Raw genomic sequence first — 14,013 nt, 5'->3', positions numbered from 1 at the left:
CCGCCAGTAGCGCCGTAGCAGACCCGAAGCAGGGTCCCGCTTTTGAGCATCATCCGCACTGAGGCGTCCGCGTAGTCCGCTCCTCTCCGCTATTAACCACATGGCACTGATGTGACACCTGGCTCACCGTGAGCTGGGCCGAATGGTGAAGTGCCCCGTGGGTAGGCTCCCGTGTGTATGGCTTATCGGGATCAGTACGTAGACCTTCTGCGGTCGATCTCGCTGGTGGTGGTAGTGATATGGCACTGGGTGTTCACGATCCTGGTGGTGTCACCCGAGACGGTTTCCCCTTCCAACCCGATCGGATCCACGCGCGGTCTGTGGGTGGCCACATGGGTGCTGCAGGTCATGCCGGTGTTCTTCTTCGTCGGCGGGTACACCCACCATCGGTCGTTCCGCAACTACACGAAGGGGACATCCCGGCGGTTCCTGAAGCGGCGGATGGGGAGGCTGCTGGGGCCCGCCCTCGGGTTGATAGCGGTCTGGTTGGCGATCGGGTCGGTGCTCGAAATCACGATCGACCCGGCGTGGACTTGGCCGGCGGTGATCCTGGTGCTGTCGCCGCTGTGGTTCCTGGTCGTGTACGTGGTGCTGGTACTTATCGCTCCGTTGGCGATCCGGGCCCATTGGCGCTGGGGCGAGGTAGTGCCCGTCTGGCTGCTGGGCCTGGCCGCGGTGCTGGATGTACTGCGCTTCGTCCACGGACAGGGCTGGGCCGCGTGGGCCAACTTCCTGGTCATCTGGGGACTGGCCCACCAGCTCGGTTTCTTCTACGAGCGTCTGGTGGCGGCGCCGCGCCGTATCGGGTGGATGTTGTTCTGGGCCGGCCTCTTCTTCCTGATCGCGCTTACCAACATGGGCTTCTACCCGCGGTCCCTGGTCGGTGTGCCGGGAGAGAGGTTCTCGAACATGGGGCCGCCGACATTGGCGATCGTGGCCCTCACGTTCCTGCAAGTGGGACTGGTTCTGGTGATTCGCCCCACGGTGCTGGCGTGGCTGGAAAGGGGCTCGCTGGCGCAGCGAGTAGTCGGCTGGATCAACGAGCATGCGATGCCCCTCTACCTGTTCCACTCCACCGGAATGGCAGTCGTGGTGGCCATCCTGTTCGGCTTCGGCTACGTACCACCCCCCGAACCCACGCTCGAATGGTGGCTCACCAGGCCCATCTGGCTCATCGGCCCCGCCCTGGCCACCTGGCCCCTCCTCGCCCTTTATCGCGTGACCAGACGACCCAACCTGCCCGCCACACCGAGGCCGGCCGACTAACCCGTACGATCGTTTATCGGGGGTTAGAGTGCGAGTAGAGGGAAGGCATCCGATGGAATCAGGTCGTACGTAGATGGAGTTACCGACCTCAACGTCCCGTCGTATCGCCATGCTGGTGGACGGCGACAATGCGCAGCCATCCCTGATCGATCGCATCCTTGCTGAGATCGCCAAGTACGGGATCGTCACCACGAGGCGCATCTACGGTGATTGGACCCTGCCGCAGATGAAGGGTTGGAAAGACAGCCTTCATACCTCCGCGATCCAACCTATCCAGCAGTTCCGTTACACGGTCGGCAAGAACTCCACCGACAGTGCTCTGATAATCGATGCGATGGATCTACTACACGAAGGGACCGTCGACGGGTTCTGTATCGTCTCCAGCGATAGCGACTACACACGGCTGGCTACCCGCATCCGTGAGCAGGGTCTATTCGTGATGGGTATCGGGCAGGCTCAGACACCCGAGCCCTTCGTGAAGGCATGCGAGATCTTTGTCCACACGGAGAATCTTGATCGGTCGGCGGAGCGTGAACCCAAGGCTCGGAAGTCGGATGGACCGGAGTGGACCCCGACAGTGGAACAGGCCATCGAGATGGCCATACAGGATGATGGATGGGCCTCGCTCGGGGTTGTCGGCACCAACATACGCAAGCTGGATCCCGCCTTCGACTCTCGCAGCTACGGATACAAGCAACTATCCCTGCTGATCAAGTCCCACCCCGAACTCTTCGAGACAAGAAAATCGAAGGCCGCTAGCGGGAATCTCCTTGTGAAGTTGAGTTGACGGAGCATTACCTCGGCGGATAAGTCTTCATCGACAGCCGGGGTCAGTGTTCGGGTTCGTGGCCGACCATTCGCTCGACGCGGACTATGTTGCCGGACCAGCCGCAGGTGTTGCACCAGGTGTGGAAGACCCGGCGGTCGGCCTCCCAGTACTCGACTGAGATTCCTTCGGTTCCGGTCACCCCCTTCCCGCAGTTGGGACAGAAGCGGGGCCGGTCGGCCAGGTGGCTGGCCCGGTCGGGATCCCACCAGTGGGCGCCGGAGACCCGCGTTCCCGGGTCCGAGGCTCCGGGATCCGTCAATAGATCCCCACGTGTTGCGCGGTGGCGTACTCATCGGCGCTGGGCGTCTCGCCGCGAACCCGGGCCGCCTCGAGATGGATCTTGCGGAGGGTGTCCAGCGCGGGGGAATACCTGGTCGAGCCCATGTCCAGCCAGGCCAGGGCGAAGTCGATGCTGGCGCCGAACTTCTTCTTCTCGCAGGGAAGCTCGATCCGTTGGTGCGGGGTGCGGGTGAAGCCCACCGTCGGGTCCTCGCCGGCCTCCACCCGCGCCATCTGGGCCTTGAACATGCGCCGAAGCATGATCACCCCGATGTCCGACTTGCCGATGTGCTCGGAGGTCCGGTCGTTGATGGCGCCCTGGCTCACCCAGGCCATCACGTCCTGACCCTCGATGTAGTCCACGATGTGACGGCCCTTGTCGTCCATCCACTGGTACTCGTAGTCCACGGGGTAGATCTGCTCCGGATAGTGGTCCAAACCCTCCGGATGGTGGTTCGAGTAGAACATCGCCCAGGTGGTGGTGTCATCGATCGGCACCCGGATCTGCATCTGGTCGATCCCGGCGCCTCCCACCCGCATGGAGTGCGGGAACACGAGCGGATGGCCGATCGCCCAGTCGTCGTCCTCCTCGGTGTGGCCCTCGAGCACCCGCCGCTTCAGGATGCCCCACTCCATGGCGTCGAATCCCACCTTGAGGTGTTTCTTCTGGAACGACTTGGGCGCCACGAATCCCTGCTGGGAGCCTAGGAACTCGAAGTACCGCCCGTGGAGGTACTCGACATGGTGGGGATCGACCGAGTTCTCCATGATCTGGAGCCAGTTGCAAGGCAACATGGAATGGCCGACATCGATGAATCCCGGATCGACGAACACGTCGAAGCGGGGCAGCTCGGGGGCCGGGTCGGGGCCGATGTACGCCCAGACCATCCCTCCCAGCGCCTCCGCCTTGCCGGCGAACGCCTTGACATGCCGCATGAAGGCCGACTTGCCGGGCTCGGCGGGCTGATCCAGGCAGTTGCCGCCCTCGTCGAACTTCCACCCGTGGTAGCCGCACCGCAGCCCGTCCACCTCGACCACGCCGTAGAGGAGAGAGGCGGCCCGGTGCGGGCAGCTTTCCTGGATGATGCCGTAGCCGCCCTCGGGGGTGCGCCACAGGGCGAAGTCCTCGCCCAGCAGGCGCACCTTGCGGATCGGCCAGTCCTCCAGCTCGCGCGCGAAGGCGACCGGGTACCAGTAGCGGCGCAACAGGTCCCCCATCGGGGTACCGGGGCCTACCCGGGTCAGCCGCTCGTTCTGCTCCTTGGAAAGCATTCGCCTCTCTCCTTTGCTTCTGTACGGATGCGGGCTAGGGGTGGGGCGGGACCGCCCACGGCGGTCAGTCGAGCACCGTCACGGTGCCGGAGCTGCCGTCCACCCGCAGCATCGTTCCGGTCTCGATGTCCCTGGTGCCGAACGCGGTTCCGGTGACGGCCGGCAGGCCGTACTCCCGGCACACGATGGCGGCGTGAGACATCATCCCTCCGATGTCGGTGACCGCGGCGCCGATGGTGCCGAAAGCAGGCGCCCAGCTCGGGGCGGTGATCGGCGCCACCAGGATCTCACCGTCCTGCAGCTGGCCGATGTCGTCCGCCGACATGATGACCCTGGCCGGGCCTTCCGCCACGCCCGGTGAGGCAGCGAACCCTCGGAGGCCGCCATCGGCGTCGTCCCCGGCGCCCAGCCACATCCCGATGCTCTCGGAGGTGATACCCCACAGCATGATCGTGAACGGCTCGGTGACCACCTCGGGCGGCTCGCCCAGTGCGGGCGAAGGCGTCCACTGCCGGAGGGCGTCGACGATTCCCTTGCGCCGCGCCACCTCGCGTGGCCAGTAGACCGGGCCGCGGGGCGACGTGCCCACCGCCCATGCCGAGTACATGTCCCAGAGAGCCTCGTTCACCTCGTCGCGCTTCATGTAGAAGACGTCATCTCGGGAGGCGAGGAAGCCTTCCTTGACGAACACGTCTCCCAGCTCCTTCATCTTGCGGAACATCACGGAGTGGCTCCAGTGCTCCACGTAGAAGTTGTGGTTCTCCACGTAGGGGAAGACCACCCTGGCCAGGCCCAGCTTGCCCTGGAAGGCCTCGCGGTCCTCGTCCGAGGAGAGCAACGCCGTGTACTCCTCCACGATCCGGTCGCGCTCCTCACGGATCCTCTCGATCGGACGGGAGATGTCCTCGCCCGCCTTGATGCGCTCCACGTAGCCCGCCACGAACCCCAGCGGGATCTCGGGATGCTCGATCCAGACCTTGTCGCTGTGGTAGAAGCCGTTGCCCGCCGAGTAGTTGAACCAGGGATGCTTGACCGAGTTCCAGTGGTCCATGAACGGCGTGCCCTCGAGGGCGGCCAGGCCTCCGGCGAGCTGACCCTCCAGGCCGTTGTCCACCACGATGGCGGCCAGGGTCTTGAGCTCCTCGTCCGGCCGGAACAGGTCCACCTCGACTCCGGCGACCATCCGGGCGATGGCCAGGTCGGGGATGTTGGGGAAGGCCTGCTTGCAGAACCCGAAGTAGTCCAGGTAGGCGGCGTAGCCCAGGTTGAGGAACTCGAAGTGGTAGTGCCACAGCTTGAGGCCGAGGTTCAGCAGCCCCCGGTACTCCTCCTGGATGGTGAGGCCGGAGCCGGTCCCGTGACCCTCGGTGATGACTTCCAAGTCCTCCTTCTCGGGAAGGGGCGAGAAACTGATGGCCTCCATCTCGGCGATCAGATCCTTCATCTTGACCAGCCACTTGTCGTAGAGGTCGCCCCAGTTCATGAAGTAGAAACCGGCCCGCTCCATGAACTGCGGCACGCGGGCCTCGATCTCGGCGCCGTCCAGAACCGGTACCGGAGTCAGGTACGCGTAGCCGTTCAGCACCCGGTAGTCGATCCCAAGCGCGGGAGGGATCAGGTAGTGGCGCGTGTTGTACTGGGACAGCGCCGCGATCGCGTACTCGTACCAGGTGGCATCCCACGGTGTGAGCGGCTCGGCCCAGTGGATGCTGTCCTGGAACCAGAAGGTGGCCTCCTCGTAGTCCCGCCGATCCTCGGAGAACGGGAGCGAATATGTGTAGAGGTCTTCCCATCCTTCGGCGCCGGGTGGGGTCTCCGCCTCGAACGGGCTCGGGAAACGGTTGGCCATTTGGGGGTCTCCTTTTCTGTCTGGATGCTTGCGTGGTCCTGGGTGCCGGTTATGTCCGACTCCTCGCATTTCTCCGGTCCTGTCAGGCCTCCCCGTCGTCGGCGGGTACGCCCCCCCGGGTGTGTACCGGGGAGAGCAGGGTCGACACGATGCTGTCCATGAAACCCGAGCCGGGGTCGGACACCTGGCGGGGCGCTTTGCGGCTCCACACCGTCTCGGGCCTGCTCTGGAGCATCACGACGTTACGTCCCTCGGGGAGGTGGCGGTCCACGGCCCACTCGACGTCCTGGGGTGCGCCGAAGTACCGCTCCGCGGCCTTCGCCATCCGGGTGATCTCGAGCAGTTCGGCATCGCTGACCGACGGAGCCTGCTGCCTCTCGGCCGTGACGTCGTGCCATTCCACGCCGTTCCCGTCGGCCCGCATCACCAACTCGGCGTGCTTGGGTGAGATGGTGCGCGAATGGATCTCCAGGATCACCTTGTCCACCAGGAAGTTGTCAGGTGTCACCTCTCCCGACACCACCGCCTCACCGAGGCCCCAAGAGGACTCGATGGCGACCTGGGACCGGTCACCGGTGGCCGGATCGAGCGTGAATGCCACCCCGGCCGACTTGGGATCGACCATCTGCTGCACGGCCACCGACATCGACACGACCTCGTGGTCGTGTCCCATCTCGTGGCGGTACGACATGGCCCGGTCGGTGAAGAGGGACGACCAGCACCGCTTGACATGCTCGACGACGGAGTCGGTGCCCCGGATCCACAGAAAGGTGTCCTGCTGGCCGGCGAAGCTGGCGTCCGGCAGATCCTCGGCGGTGGCGCTGGATCGCACCGCTACAGGCACGTCGTCGTGGTTGCAGCGTCCGCACAGTTGCGCATAGGCCGACCGGATCGACTCCTCGACGTCCGCCGCCATGGGTAGGGCCTCGATCACAGAACGGATCTTCCTGGACAGCCTCCGGATTCCGGGTGGATCTCCGAACTCGACGGCGGCCAGGAGTTCCCGGACCTCCTCCACCGCCCGCGGATGGTTCCGGATGGTCTCGAAACCATCGGTGGTGACGGCGAACCCCGGCGGGACGGGCAGGTCGGCATGGATCATCTCGCCCAGTCCGGCGTTCTTGCCTCCGACCCTGGGCCTGTCCTCGGGCCGGTAGTCGTTGAACCAGACGATGAACCGGTTGCTCATGAAGGGCTCCCGCTCGGGGGTCGGCGCCGCATCGGGCAGGTTGGCATCCGGGCTGACGGTTGGGCAGGCATCACACATTCTCGGCTTCCGGCGGCGTCCACTGCTCGTCGAGCGACCAGGTGGGAAGGTCTCCGATCTCGGGAACCATCACCTCCTGGACCCGGTTGCGGTAGACCACCAGGGCTTCCCGCCCGCCCTCCATCAGCTTCACCCTCACGTGCTCCGTGTTGTACGGCTCGCCGGGGTCATAGCCGAAGGCCCAGATGGCGAAGGCGCGGATCGGCCCCGAGTGGGTGGTGATGACGATGCGGGCCCCGGGATCGGCCGCGGCAAGGGATCTGATCCCTGTCCAGAAGCGGCGCACGCATAGCGCAGGGGGTTCGAAGTGCAGCATGGGGATCGTGAGCCAGTGCTGGATCGGATCGCCTCCGCCCTGCTGGGTGCGCCAGAACCGATCGATCTCGACCAGCCAGGCCGGCCGGTCGCCCAGCGCGGTCCGCTCGAAGCGCTCCAGCACCGAGTAGTAGAGGCGGAAGGCCGAGGTCACGTCCATGATGCCGTCGGGAGTGGCGACCATGAAGTTGCGAAACTCCTCGTAGGGCCTGGGGTCGACCACCTTGACATCCTTCTCGAACAGCTCGATCCCGTCCAGAACGGCCCGGTGTAGCTGCTCGATGGTCTGTCCGGCCCGGTTGGTGGCGGCGTGGGCGAGCACGATCTTCTCGCCCGTCCCGACCCGCCGGGCGAGGGTGTGGCCCACGGACCGCGCCTGCCAGGCGCCCAGCGGCGTGATACCGGCCTCCGTCGAGTACCCCTGGGTCTCGGCGTGCCGGACGAGGTAGACGTCGTTGACGACCGGGCGGGTGGCCTGTGGCGGCGCTCCTATCTCCTTGTTGCGGTTGTCCTCGCTGAGGACCATCTGCATGCCATGGTCGGACCGTTCCCACAGTGGCGGAAGGGGAGCGGTGATCACGTTGGCGGCCCGGCGCTGCCGGAAGCGGCGCAGGTAGAGGGGACTGCCCTCGTCGCTCTCCTCCTCGGCTTCTCCGGCTCTCGCAGCCCGCTCGAGATAGCGGGCCAGGTACATGGGCGCCTCGTCCCGCTCGGTGCGCGGCAGGTCGGGACGCCGGCCGCTCACGAGTGCACCGTCATGAAGCGGTGGTCGATCACCCCTTCGTAGTAGAACACGGCCCGGCCGATCTCGGCCTCGGTCCACGTAACCGGTTCGCGATCCGGGTCGGCCCAGTAGCCGCCCGTGTAGACCTCGTTGCGGTTGCCCGCCGGGTCGAAGAAGTACAGGCCGTGGCCACGGGTGGCACCGTGACGGGTGGGGCCGGCGTCGATGGGAATGCCGTGGTAGGAGCATATGTCGGCCGCCTTGCGGACCTCGTTCCAGTCGTCCAACCAGAAGGCCATGTGGTGGAAGGCCCGGTTGGGTCCCGTTATGAAGGCGATGTCGTGAGGCGTGTGGGTGCGTTCCAGGAAGGTGACCAGCTGGTGGCCGTCGTCCGCCAGGATCTGCTCCGTCAGGCGGAATTCGAGCACATCCGTGTAGAACGCGGTGGTCTCGTCCACGTCCTCGCACATCAGGAAGATGTGATCCAGGCGGGGCGGGTGGATGCCGACCAGGCCCAGCGGCTCGGGCGGGGGGTTGGTGAGGGGGAGCATGTTCCCGACCTGTGCCATCCCCCAGACCAACTCGGTGGTGTGGCCGGAAGGGGCCACGAACTGCACGGTCGCGCCTGCGCCCGGGCACAGTTCGCCGGGTTCGAACCGCTTGGTAGGGATCCCGGCCGCTTCGATGCGGGTGGACAGGTCGTCCAGGTCGGACTCGTGCTCCACCTTGAACCCGAACCTCTCGAGGCCGTAGGTGGGCGCATACTCGAGGACCACGCTGTGGTGCTGGTGCTCGTCCCAGCACTTCATGTAGACCCGCTCCGGCTCCCGTGCCGTCTCGATCAGCCCCACCACCTCCGAGTAGTAGGCCGTGGCCAGCTCGATGTCGGGGACCCGGATCACTACGTGGGAGAGGCGCAGGATGCCCATCAGTGGTCTGCCTGTGGAGCGCCGGCGTGGTATGCGCCGGCAGCGGCGTTCCTCGCAAGGCCCGCCGACGAAGGCGTACCCGCAGCGGTACGTTGAGGAGGCGGACCGCAGCGAGGGGCGTCGCTGGCAAGTAGAGCGCGGTTGGCGCTTCGCTGACAGACCACTAGGTGTGCACCTTCATGAAGCGCTCGTTGAGCTCGCCCTCGTAATAGAAGATGGCCTTGCCGATGTTGTCCTCCGTCCAGGTGATGGTGGGGAAATCGGGATCGGGCCGGTAACCGCCGGTGAACACCTCGTTGCGGGTCCCCATCGGGTCGAAGAAGTAGATGGTGCTGCCCCGGGTGATCCCGTGCCGGGTGGGTCCGACATCGATCTGGACGGCGTGGTATGCGAGGATGTCGGCCGAGCGGCGGACGTCATCCCAGGCGTCCAGCCAGAAGGCGAAATGGTGCAGCCCACCGTTGGGCCCCGAGACCACCGCCAGGTCGTGCGGCGAGTGGCTGCGCTCCAGCCAGGTACCGATCTGATGGCCGTCGCCGTCTAGGAGTTGCTCGGTGATCCGGAAGCCGAGCACGTCGGTGTAGAACCTGGTGGCCTCCCCGACCTCCTCGGCGGTCACCAGCAGGTGATCCATGCGCGGAGGAGCGATGCCGGGGAGATCGAGAGGGACCGGGGGCGGGTTGACCTTGGGAAGCAGGCCCCCTACCTGCTCCACCTCCCGTACGAGCTCCATGGTGTGGCCGGATGGGGTGGCGAAGCGGATCGACTCACCCTGGCCTATTTCCTCACCCCGTGAGACCCGATCGACCCGGAAGCCGAACTTCTCCACCCTGGCTTCGAGGTCGGCGAGGTCATCGTCGTCCTCGACCTTGAACGAGAAGCGGTCGATGCCCACCCGGGGGTCGTAGCGGACCGCCAGGGAGTGATGATCCTCCTCGTCCCAGCACTTGAAGAAGGCCCGGTCAGAGGTCCGCTCCACCTCGATCATCCCCATCACATCCGTGTAGTAGGCCGAGGCCAGATCGAGATCCGGCACGGTTATGTCCACATGACTGAGCCGGAGAATGCCCAACCGGGGTCGCTCCTTCGCGCGTTGTTCGAGGTCGATCCGTAACTTACGGCGGTCGGCCGCGCGTCCACATCCTTGTTCCGCATGTAGGAACGGAACGGTTAGAGTTGGCTGCATGACCGGGCCGAGACCCGAAGACCTGCGCGCCTCCATGGCGGATTACGTCCGTAACGTCCACGCCGCCTATCTCCGGGTGGCCTCGACCCATCCCCCGGCTGTTCAGGGCGGCCTGGAACTGTTGGTGGCGCCGTTCACGGTGGTGGCGGCCGGGGCGCGCAACCTGCATGTGATCGCCACCGGCCAGTCCCTGGCGGTTCCCCGCGGCCAGGAGGTGGCATGGGAGCAGGAGCAGGACGGTATGGAGTGGACCCTCCGCTTTCTCGACCCGGTGGTGCTCCCGGCGCTGGCAGGCGCCGAAGGAACCGAGGGGGCAAATCCGGCGGGCGTGCGGAGGGTCATCGGAGTCGGTAGTCATCATTACCATCTGGTGGTCCGGCCCGGCTCGGACCTGACCTCCCACCACGCCACCCACGCCGGCACCGGCCTGGCCAATGCCCATCTGGCCGCCGCTCGCGACTACGAGGCCATCCGCGCCCACGCCGGCGGCGACGCCGGGCTGGTGGATGAGCTGGCCGCCGCCGACGCCGCCGGGCTGACCAGTGCCCATGGCCTGGTGGCGTGCGCGCTGGCGCCGTGGAGTGACTCCGTGAAGGCGGCCTCGCGCGCCGGTGACCGCAAGGAGGTGCGCCGTGCCCTGCTCACGGCCCTCAGGGGAGATGCGTGAGCGCCCGCACACTGTCTTCGGTCCGTAACGCAGCCCGGCTGCTCAAGGAGATCTCGGCGCACGGCCCGGAGATGGGGGTGACCGAGTTGTCCCGCCGGCTCGACCTGGGCAAGTCGACCGTTCACCGGCTGGTGACCACACTCGCCGAAGAACAGCTCCTGGTGAAGGATCCGGGCACCGCCCGGTACCGGCTCGGCCTGGCCATGTACGACCTGGGCAACACCGCAGTGAACGGCCTGAACCTGCACGCCGCTCTGACCCCGCCGATGAACTGGCTCCAGGACGTGACCGGCGGAACGGTCCACGCCGGGGTGCTGGATCATCGCGAAGTCATCTACATCGAGCGCCTCGACTCACCTCACATGCTTCGCCTGTTCATCAAAGTGGGGCGGCGCCAACCGGCCCACTCCACCAGCACCGGCAAGTGCCTGCTGGCCCACCTGGACGATGCAATGCTCGACAGGACCCTCGACGGGTGGAAGATGGAGCGAAAGACCCCCCGCACCATTACCGACCCCGCCGTGTTGCGCCACCAACTCGAGGAGGTCCGGAGGCTCGGATACGCCCGGAACCTCGAGGAGTCCGAGTTGGGAGTCATCTCGGTGTCCGCCCCGATCCGGGACCGGGCCCGTGCCGTCGTGGCCGCTATGTCGGTGGCCGGCGAGGAGCAGAGGCTCGGCTCGGAGATGCACATTCTGACCCGATCCGTCCAGGAAGCGGCGGCGGTAGCTTCCCATCAACTCGGATATCGCAGGTAGACGCTAGCCGGCAGCTGTCATCGTCGAACTGCGGTATGCTCCCGGCCCTTCTCCGTCCCGACCTGCTGCGTCTCATCCACTCCGTGCGGGAGGCGGCTGCGTGGCCTCCCACCAGATGGGATACCGCCGCTGACCGGAGAGTCGACCACATTCGTTAATCTTTCGGCCCTGCGCGAATACGTGGGTGCGGGGGCCTGAAATCCTTGGTTTGGGGGTGAGGCCTCGCTGAAATCGGTGAAGTACCAGTTCGCCGATGCCAGGAGGCCTCGATGTCTGATGTTATGTCCGTTCGCTTGTGGTTGGGTGGTGTTCGGGTGCTGGGTGTGGCGGTCGATACGGTTGACCGCCTGGAGGTGGAGGTGGAGTCGTCTCGGGAGTGGTCGCGGTGCCCGTATTGCGGGTTCCGCTGCCGTCGGGTGTGGGATCGGCGGGTCAAGCGGGTCCGCGACCTTGGGGTGTCGGGCCGGCGGACGACGCTGGTGTGGCGGCGTCGGCGGTTCGTGTGCGGCAACTGTGGGGAGCGGCACCTCGAGGAGCATGACCAGTTTCAGGGGAGTCTCACCCGGCGGCTTTCTCGCCGGCTGGTGGAGGACGCCCGGGCGATGTCGATTAGGGCGGTGGCTCGCCGTCATGGGGTGGGTTGGCATCGAATCATGGCGTTGGTGAGAGCCCATTCGGCTCGGGTCGCGAAGCGGCGTCGGGTCCGGCCGTGTCGGGTGTTGTTGGTGGACGAGACGTCGATTCGGCGTCGTCACCGGTATGTGACCGTGGTTGCGTGTGGGGACACCAAACAGGTGTTGGCGATGATCCCAGGACGCACGAAAGGGTCTCTGAGCAGGTTCTTTAGGGAACAGGGGCCGGACTGGTGCCAGGGGGTGGAGATCGTCGTCACAGACGGTTCACGGTCTTACCAAGCTGCGATTAGCCAATACCTGCCCGACGCCCGCCACGTCCTGGATCGCTTCCATGTGGTTCGCTGGTTCACCGAAGGCTTGACTCTGGTAAGACGAGAACTCCAACGCCGCGACCCCGACCAGACACCCCCAGCATTCGAGCCGGACCTGTTCCGAGCGCGCTTCACCCTGCTGCGGAGAGAAGACCATCTCACCGACGCCCACCGCAAGCATCTGGAGACACTGTTCGAGGCTTACCCTCGGCTCAAGACGGCGTGGGATGCTCTCCAAGAGCTCTACAGCATCTACGAAGCCGACGACCTCCAAGGAGCCAACCAGGCGCTCGCCCGGTTCGCTGACCTCTACGACAGCGGCCAGATCCCCGAATACCACGACGTTGTGGACACGATCATTTCCTGGGGAGAAGAAATCTTGGCCTACCACAGCGCCCGACGGGTCACCAACGGACCCATCGAAGGGATCAACAACCTCCTACAAGTCCTACGACGCGTCGCTCACGGGTTCACGAACCCCGACAACTACGCAGCCCGCGGCATCCTCGTAAGATGACCCCCACACCGGCTACAGCACCCAAAACCCACGAAATCGCGCAGCCTCAATCTTTCCGGTGGAAGGAGGTAAGGAATCCTGGTATCCTTACCAAGACAGGGAGATCCATGCTTGCCAAACTGACCTCCAAGAACCAACTGACCCTTCCCAAAGCTGTTGTGGCCGACTTCGAAGGTATCGACTACTTCGACGTGACCAGCGACAAGGGTCGGGTCATACTGACACCGGTACGCCTCTCCCGCCCTGATGCCGTACGGGCAAAGCTGGTCGAACTCGGTATCTCCGAATCCGACGTGAACGAGGCCGTAGCATGGGCCCGCCGATCTTGAGTGCGAGCCCCCATGCGCCTGGTGCTCGACACCAACGTCGTAGTATCCGCCCTGCTGTTCCCCTCCGGATCGGTGACCTGGCTGCGTGGTGCCTGGCAATCAGAGGCCGCCCTGCCACTGGCGAGTCGGGAGACGACGACTGAACTGATCCGGGTTCTCTCGTACCCGAAGTTCCGCCTCTCCGTCCCCGAACGCGAGGAACTGCTGGCAGACTATCTGCCCTGGTGCGAAACCGTCACCTGGTCCCGGCCCCCTGCTGTTGTGGACTGCCGGGATCCCCATGATCGGCCCTTTCTTGAACTCGCATCCGCAGGACGGGCGGATGCCTTGGTGACCGGCGACCAGGACCTCCTCACCCTGGCACCCGTTTTCTCCATCCCCATTCTCACTCCCGAAGCGACGAGGGCCATGTTGACCTGAGTCGCGGCGAGTAGTTCCAAGGGGACGGTGCGTATGCGAAGCGCGGCGGAATTGGAAAAGGGAGTGTGAAATGGGAGCGACGCACGTAACGGTAGCCATACGGAACCCGGCCGAGCGTGAGCGGGTCTGGGAAGGGCTCTTCCTGGTTGACGCCGGGGCGACCGACTGCCTGGTCCCGAGGCAGCACCTGGAGTCCATCGGCCTGACTCCCAGAGGAAAGCGTAGGTATACCTTGGCCGACGGCGGCGAAGTAAGGGTGGACGTCACCGGCGGAGAGATAGCGTTCATGGGAGAGACCACCTGGGGGACCATCGTGTTCGGGGAGGAAGAGGCAGAGCCGCTGCTCGGGGTGACCGCTCTGGGGTCGTTGGGTATCGCCGTGGATCCGGTCAACCAGACGCTCACGAGACTCCCCGCGATCCGGCTCTGAGGATTTCTTCGTTCTGCCGAGTGCGGCCAG

15 protein-coding genes are annotated in these 14,013 nt (G+C 65.4%); 8 read left to right on the top strand and 7 right to left on the bottom strand.

Going from position 1 to position 14,013, the window contains the following annotated elements:
* Window positions 1-177: 177 nt before the first annotated feature.
* On the top strand, window positions 178-1,266 hold the full coding sequence (locus ACOQPD_RS08450; protein WP_420611511.1) for an acyltransferase family protein: 1,089 nt from the start codon (window positions 178-180) through the stop codon (window positions 1,264-1,266).
* 73 nt (window positions 1,267-1,339) lie between these two features.
* Window positions 1,340-2,053 (top strand): NYN domain-containing protein, encoded by a 714-nt coding sequence (locus ACOQPD_RS08445; protein ID WP_420611510.1) that lies wholly within the window; start codon window positions 1,340-1,342, stop codon window positions 2,051-2,053.
* A gap of 43 nt (window positions 2,054-2,096) precedes the next feature.
* Here ACOQPD_RS08445 and ACOQPD_RS08440 read toward each other — a convergent pair whose 3' ends face one another.
* The 7 genes from ACOQPD_RS08440 to ACOQPD_RS08410 all read right to left on the bottom strand — a co-directional run bounded on the left by ACOQPD_RS08440 (window position 2,097) and on the right by ACOQPD_RS08410 (window position 9,802).
* Window positions 2,097-2,354, bottom strand: a complete 258-nt coding sequence (locus tag ACOQPD_RS08440) for a hypothetical protein (protein ID WP_420611509.1) — start codon at window positions 2,352-2,354, stop codon at window positions 2,097-2,099.
* Window positions 2,351-3,646 (bottom strand): Rieske 2Fe-2S domain-containing protein, encoded by a 1,296-nt coding sequence (locus tag ACOQPD_RS08435; protein ID WP_420611508.1) that lies wholly within the window; start codon window positions 3,644-3,646, stop codon window positions 2,351-2,353. Before ACOQPD_RS08435 ends, ACOQPD_RS08440 begins: the two co-directional genes overlap by 4 nt.
* Window positions 3,647-3,710: 64 nt before the next feature.
* Entirely contained in the window at window positions 3,711-5,495 is a 1,785-nt protein-coding gene (locus tag ACOQPD_RS08430; RefSeq protein WP_420611507.1) for a PEP-utilizing enzyme, read from the bottom strand.
* Between the two features lie 82 nt (window positions 5,496-5,577).
* Window positions 5,578-6,762, bottom strand: coding sequence for a PEP/pyruvate-binding domain-containing protein (locus ACOQPD_RS08425; RefSeq protein WP_420611506.1), 1,185 nt, complete (start codon window positions 6,760-6,762; stop codon window positions 5,578-5,580).
* The gene (locus ACOQPD_RS08420) at window positions 6,755-7,822 is read right to left on the bottom strand and encodes a histidine phosphatase family protein (RefSeq protein WP_420611505.1); all 1,068 of its coding nucleotides are present in this window, start codon (window positions 7,820-7,822) and stop codon (window positions 6,755-6,757) included. The genes ACOQPD_RS08425 and ACOQPD_RS08420 overlap by 8 nt, the downstream gene beginning before the upstream one ends.
* Window positions 7,819-8,730 (bottom strand): catechol 2,3-dioxygenase, encoded by a 912-nt coding sequence (locus tag ACOQPD_RS08415; protein ID WP_420611504.1) that lies wholly within the window; start codon window positions 8,728-8,730, stop codon window positions 7,819-7,821. The genes ACOQPD_RS08420 and ACOQPD_RS08415 overlap by 4 nt, the downstream gene beginning before the upstream one ends.
* 163 nt (window positions 8,731-8,893) lie before the next feature.
* Window positions 8,894-9,802, bottom strand: a complete 909-nt coding sequence (locus ACOQPD_RS08410; RefSeq protein WP_420611503.1) for a catechol 2,3-dioxygenase — start codon at window positions 9,800-9,802, stop codon at window positions 8,894-8,896.
* Window positions 9,803-9,914: 112 nt separating this feature from the next.
* Here ACOQPD_RS08410 and ACOQPD_RS08405 point away from each other — a divergent pair, with 112 nt between their 5' ends.
* From ACOQPD_RS08405 to ACOQPD_RS08380, 6 genes are all read left to right on the top strand, one after another.
* Entirely contained in the window at window positions 9,915-10,583 is a 669-nt protein-coding gene (locus ACOQPD_RS08405) for a hypothetical protein (protein WP_420611502.1), read from the top strand.
* Window positions 10,580-11,341: an IclR family transcriptional regulator gene (locus ACOQPD_RS08400; RefSeq protein ID WP_420611501.1), complete on the top strand. Its 762-nt coding sequence runs from the start codon at window positions 10,580-10,582 to the stop codon at window positions 11,339-11,341. Before ACOQPD_RS08405 ends, ACOQPD_RS08400 begins: the two co-directional genes overlap by 4 nt.
* A 269-nt stretch (window positions 11,342-11,610) precedes the next feature.
* Complete coding sequence (locus ACOQPD_RS08395; protein ID WP_420611466.1) at window positions 11,611-12,804, top strand: ISL3 family transposase; 1,194 nt, start codon at window positions 11,611-11,613, stop codon at window positions 12,802-12,804.
* Window positions 12,805-12,911: 107 nt separating this feature from the next.
* Window positions 12,912-13,133, top strand: coding sequence for an AbrB/MazE/SpoVT family DNA-binding domain-containing protein (locus ACOQPD_RS08390; protein WP_420611500.1), 222 nt, complete (start codon window positions 12,912-12,914; stop codon window positions 13,131-13,133).
* A gap of 12 nt (window positions 13,134-13,145) precedes the next feature.
* Window positions 13,146-13,553 carry a putative toxin-antitoxin system toxin component, PIN family gene (locus tag ACOQPD_RS08385; RefSeq protein WP_420614374.1) on the top strand — a complete coding sequence of 136 codons (408 nt, stop codon included), beginning with the start codon at window positions 13,146-13,148 and terminating at the stop codon, window positions 13,551-13,553.
* A gap of 70 nt (window positions 13,554-13,623) precedes the next feature.
* Window positions 13,624-13,983, top strand: a complete 360-nt coding sequence (locus ACOQPD_RS08380) for a clan AA aspartic protease (RefSeq protein WP_420611499.1) — start codon at window positions 13,624-13,626, stop codon at window positions 13,981-13,983.
* Window positions 13,984-14,013 lie beyond the last annotated feature (30 nt).

Source organism: Candidatus Spongiisocius sp., from assembly GCF_965221825.1.
Lineage (GTDB): Bacteria > Actinomycetota > Acidimicrobiia > Spongiisociales > Spongiisociaceae > Spongiisocius.
The sequence above is the reverse complement of the archived record's forward strand: the minus strand, read 5'-3'. Positions and strand labels throughout refer to the sequence as shown.

Excerpts from the sequence above, each read along its gene's own strand:
- ACOQPD_RS08450 (WP_420611511.1), top strand. The coding sequence starts at position 178 with ATGGCTTATCGGGATCAGTACGTAGACCTTCTGCGGTCGATCTCGCTG.
- ACOQPD_RS08405 (WP_420611502.1), top strand. The coding sequence starts at position 9,915 with ATGACCGGGCCGAGACCCGAAGACCTGCGCGCCTCCATGGCGGATTAC.
- ACOQPD_RS08435 (WP_420611508.1), bottom strand. The coding sequence starts at position 3,646 with ATGCTTTCCAAGGAGCAGAACGAGCGGCTGACCCGGGTAGGCCCCGGT.
- ACOQPD_RS08445 (WP_420611510.1), top strand. The coding sequence starts at position 1,340 with ATGGAGTTACCGACCTCAACGTCCCGTCGTATCGCCATGCTGGTGGAC.
- ACOQPD_RS08390 (WP_420611500.1), top strand. The coding sequence starts at position 12,912 with ATGCTTGCCAAACTGACCTCCAAGAACCAACTGACCCTTCCCAAAGCT.
- ACOQPD_RS08385 (WP_420614374.1), top strand. The coding sequence starts at position 13,146 with ATGCGCCTGGTGCTCGACACCAACGTCGTAGTATCCGCCCTGCTGTTC.
- ACOQPD_RS08380 (WP_420611499.1), top strand. The coding sequence starts at position 13,624 with ATGGGAGCGACGCACGTAACGGTAGCCATACGGAACCCGGCCGAGCGT.
- ACOQPD_RS08425 (WP_420611506.1), bottom strand. The coding sequence starts at position 6,762 with ATGTGTGATGCCTGCCCAACCGTCAGCCCGGATGCCAACCTGCCCGAT.
- ACOQPD_RS08415 (WP_420611504.1), bottom strand. The coding sequence starts at position 8,730 with ATGGGCATCCTGCGCCTCTCCCACGTAGTGATCCGGGTCCCCGACATC.
- ACOQPD_RS08430 (WP_420611507.1), bottom strand. The coding sequence starts at position 5,495 with ATGGCCAACCGTTTCCCGAGCCCGTTCGAGGCGGAGACCCCACCCGGC.
- ACOQPD_RS08395 (WP_420611466.1), top strand. The coding sequence starts at position 11,611 with ATGTCTGATGTTATGTCCGTTCGCTTGTGGTTGGGTGGTGTTCGGGTG.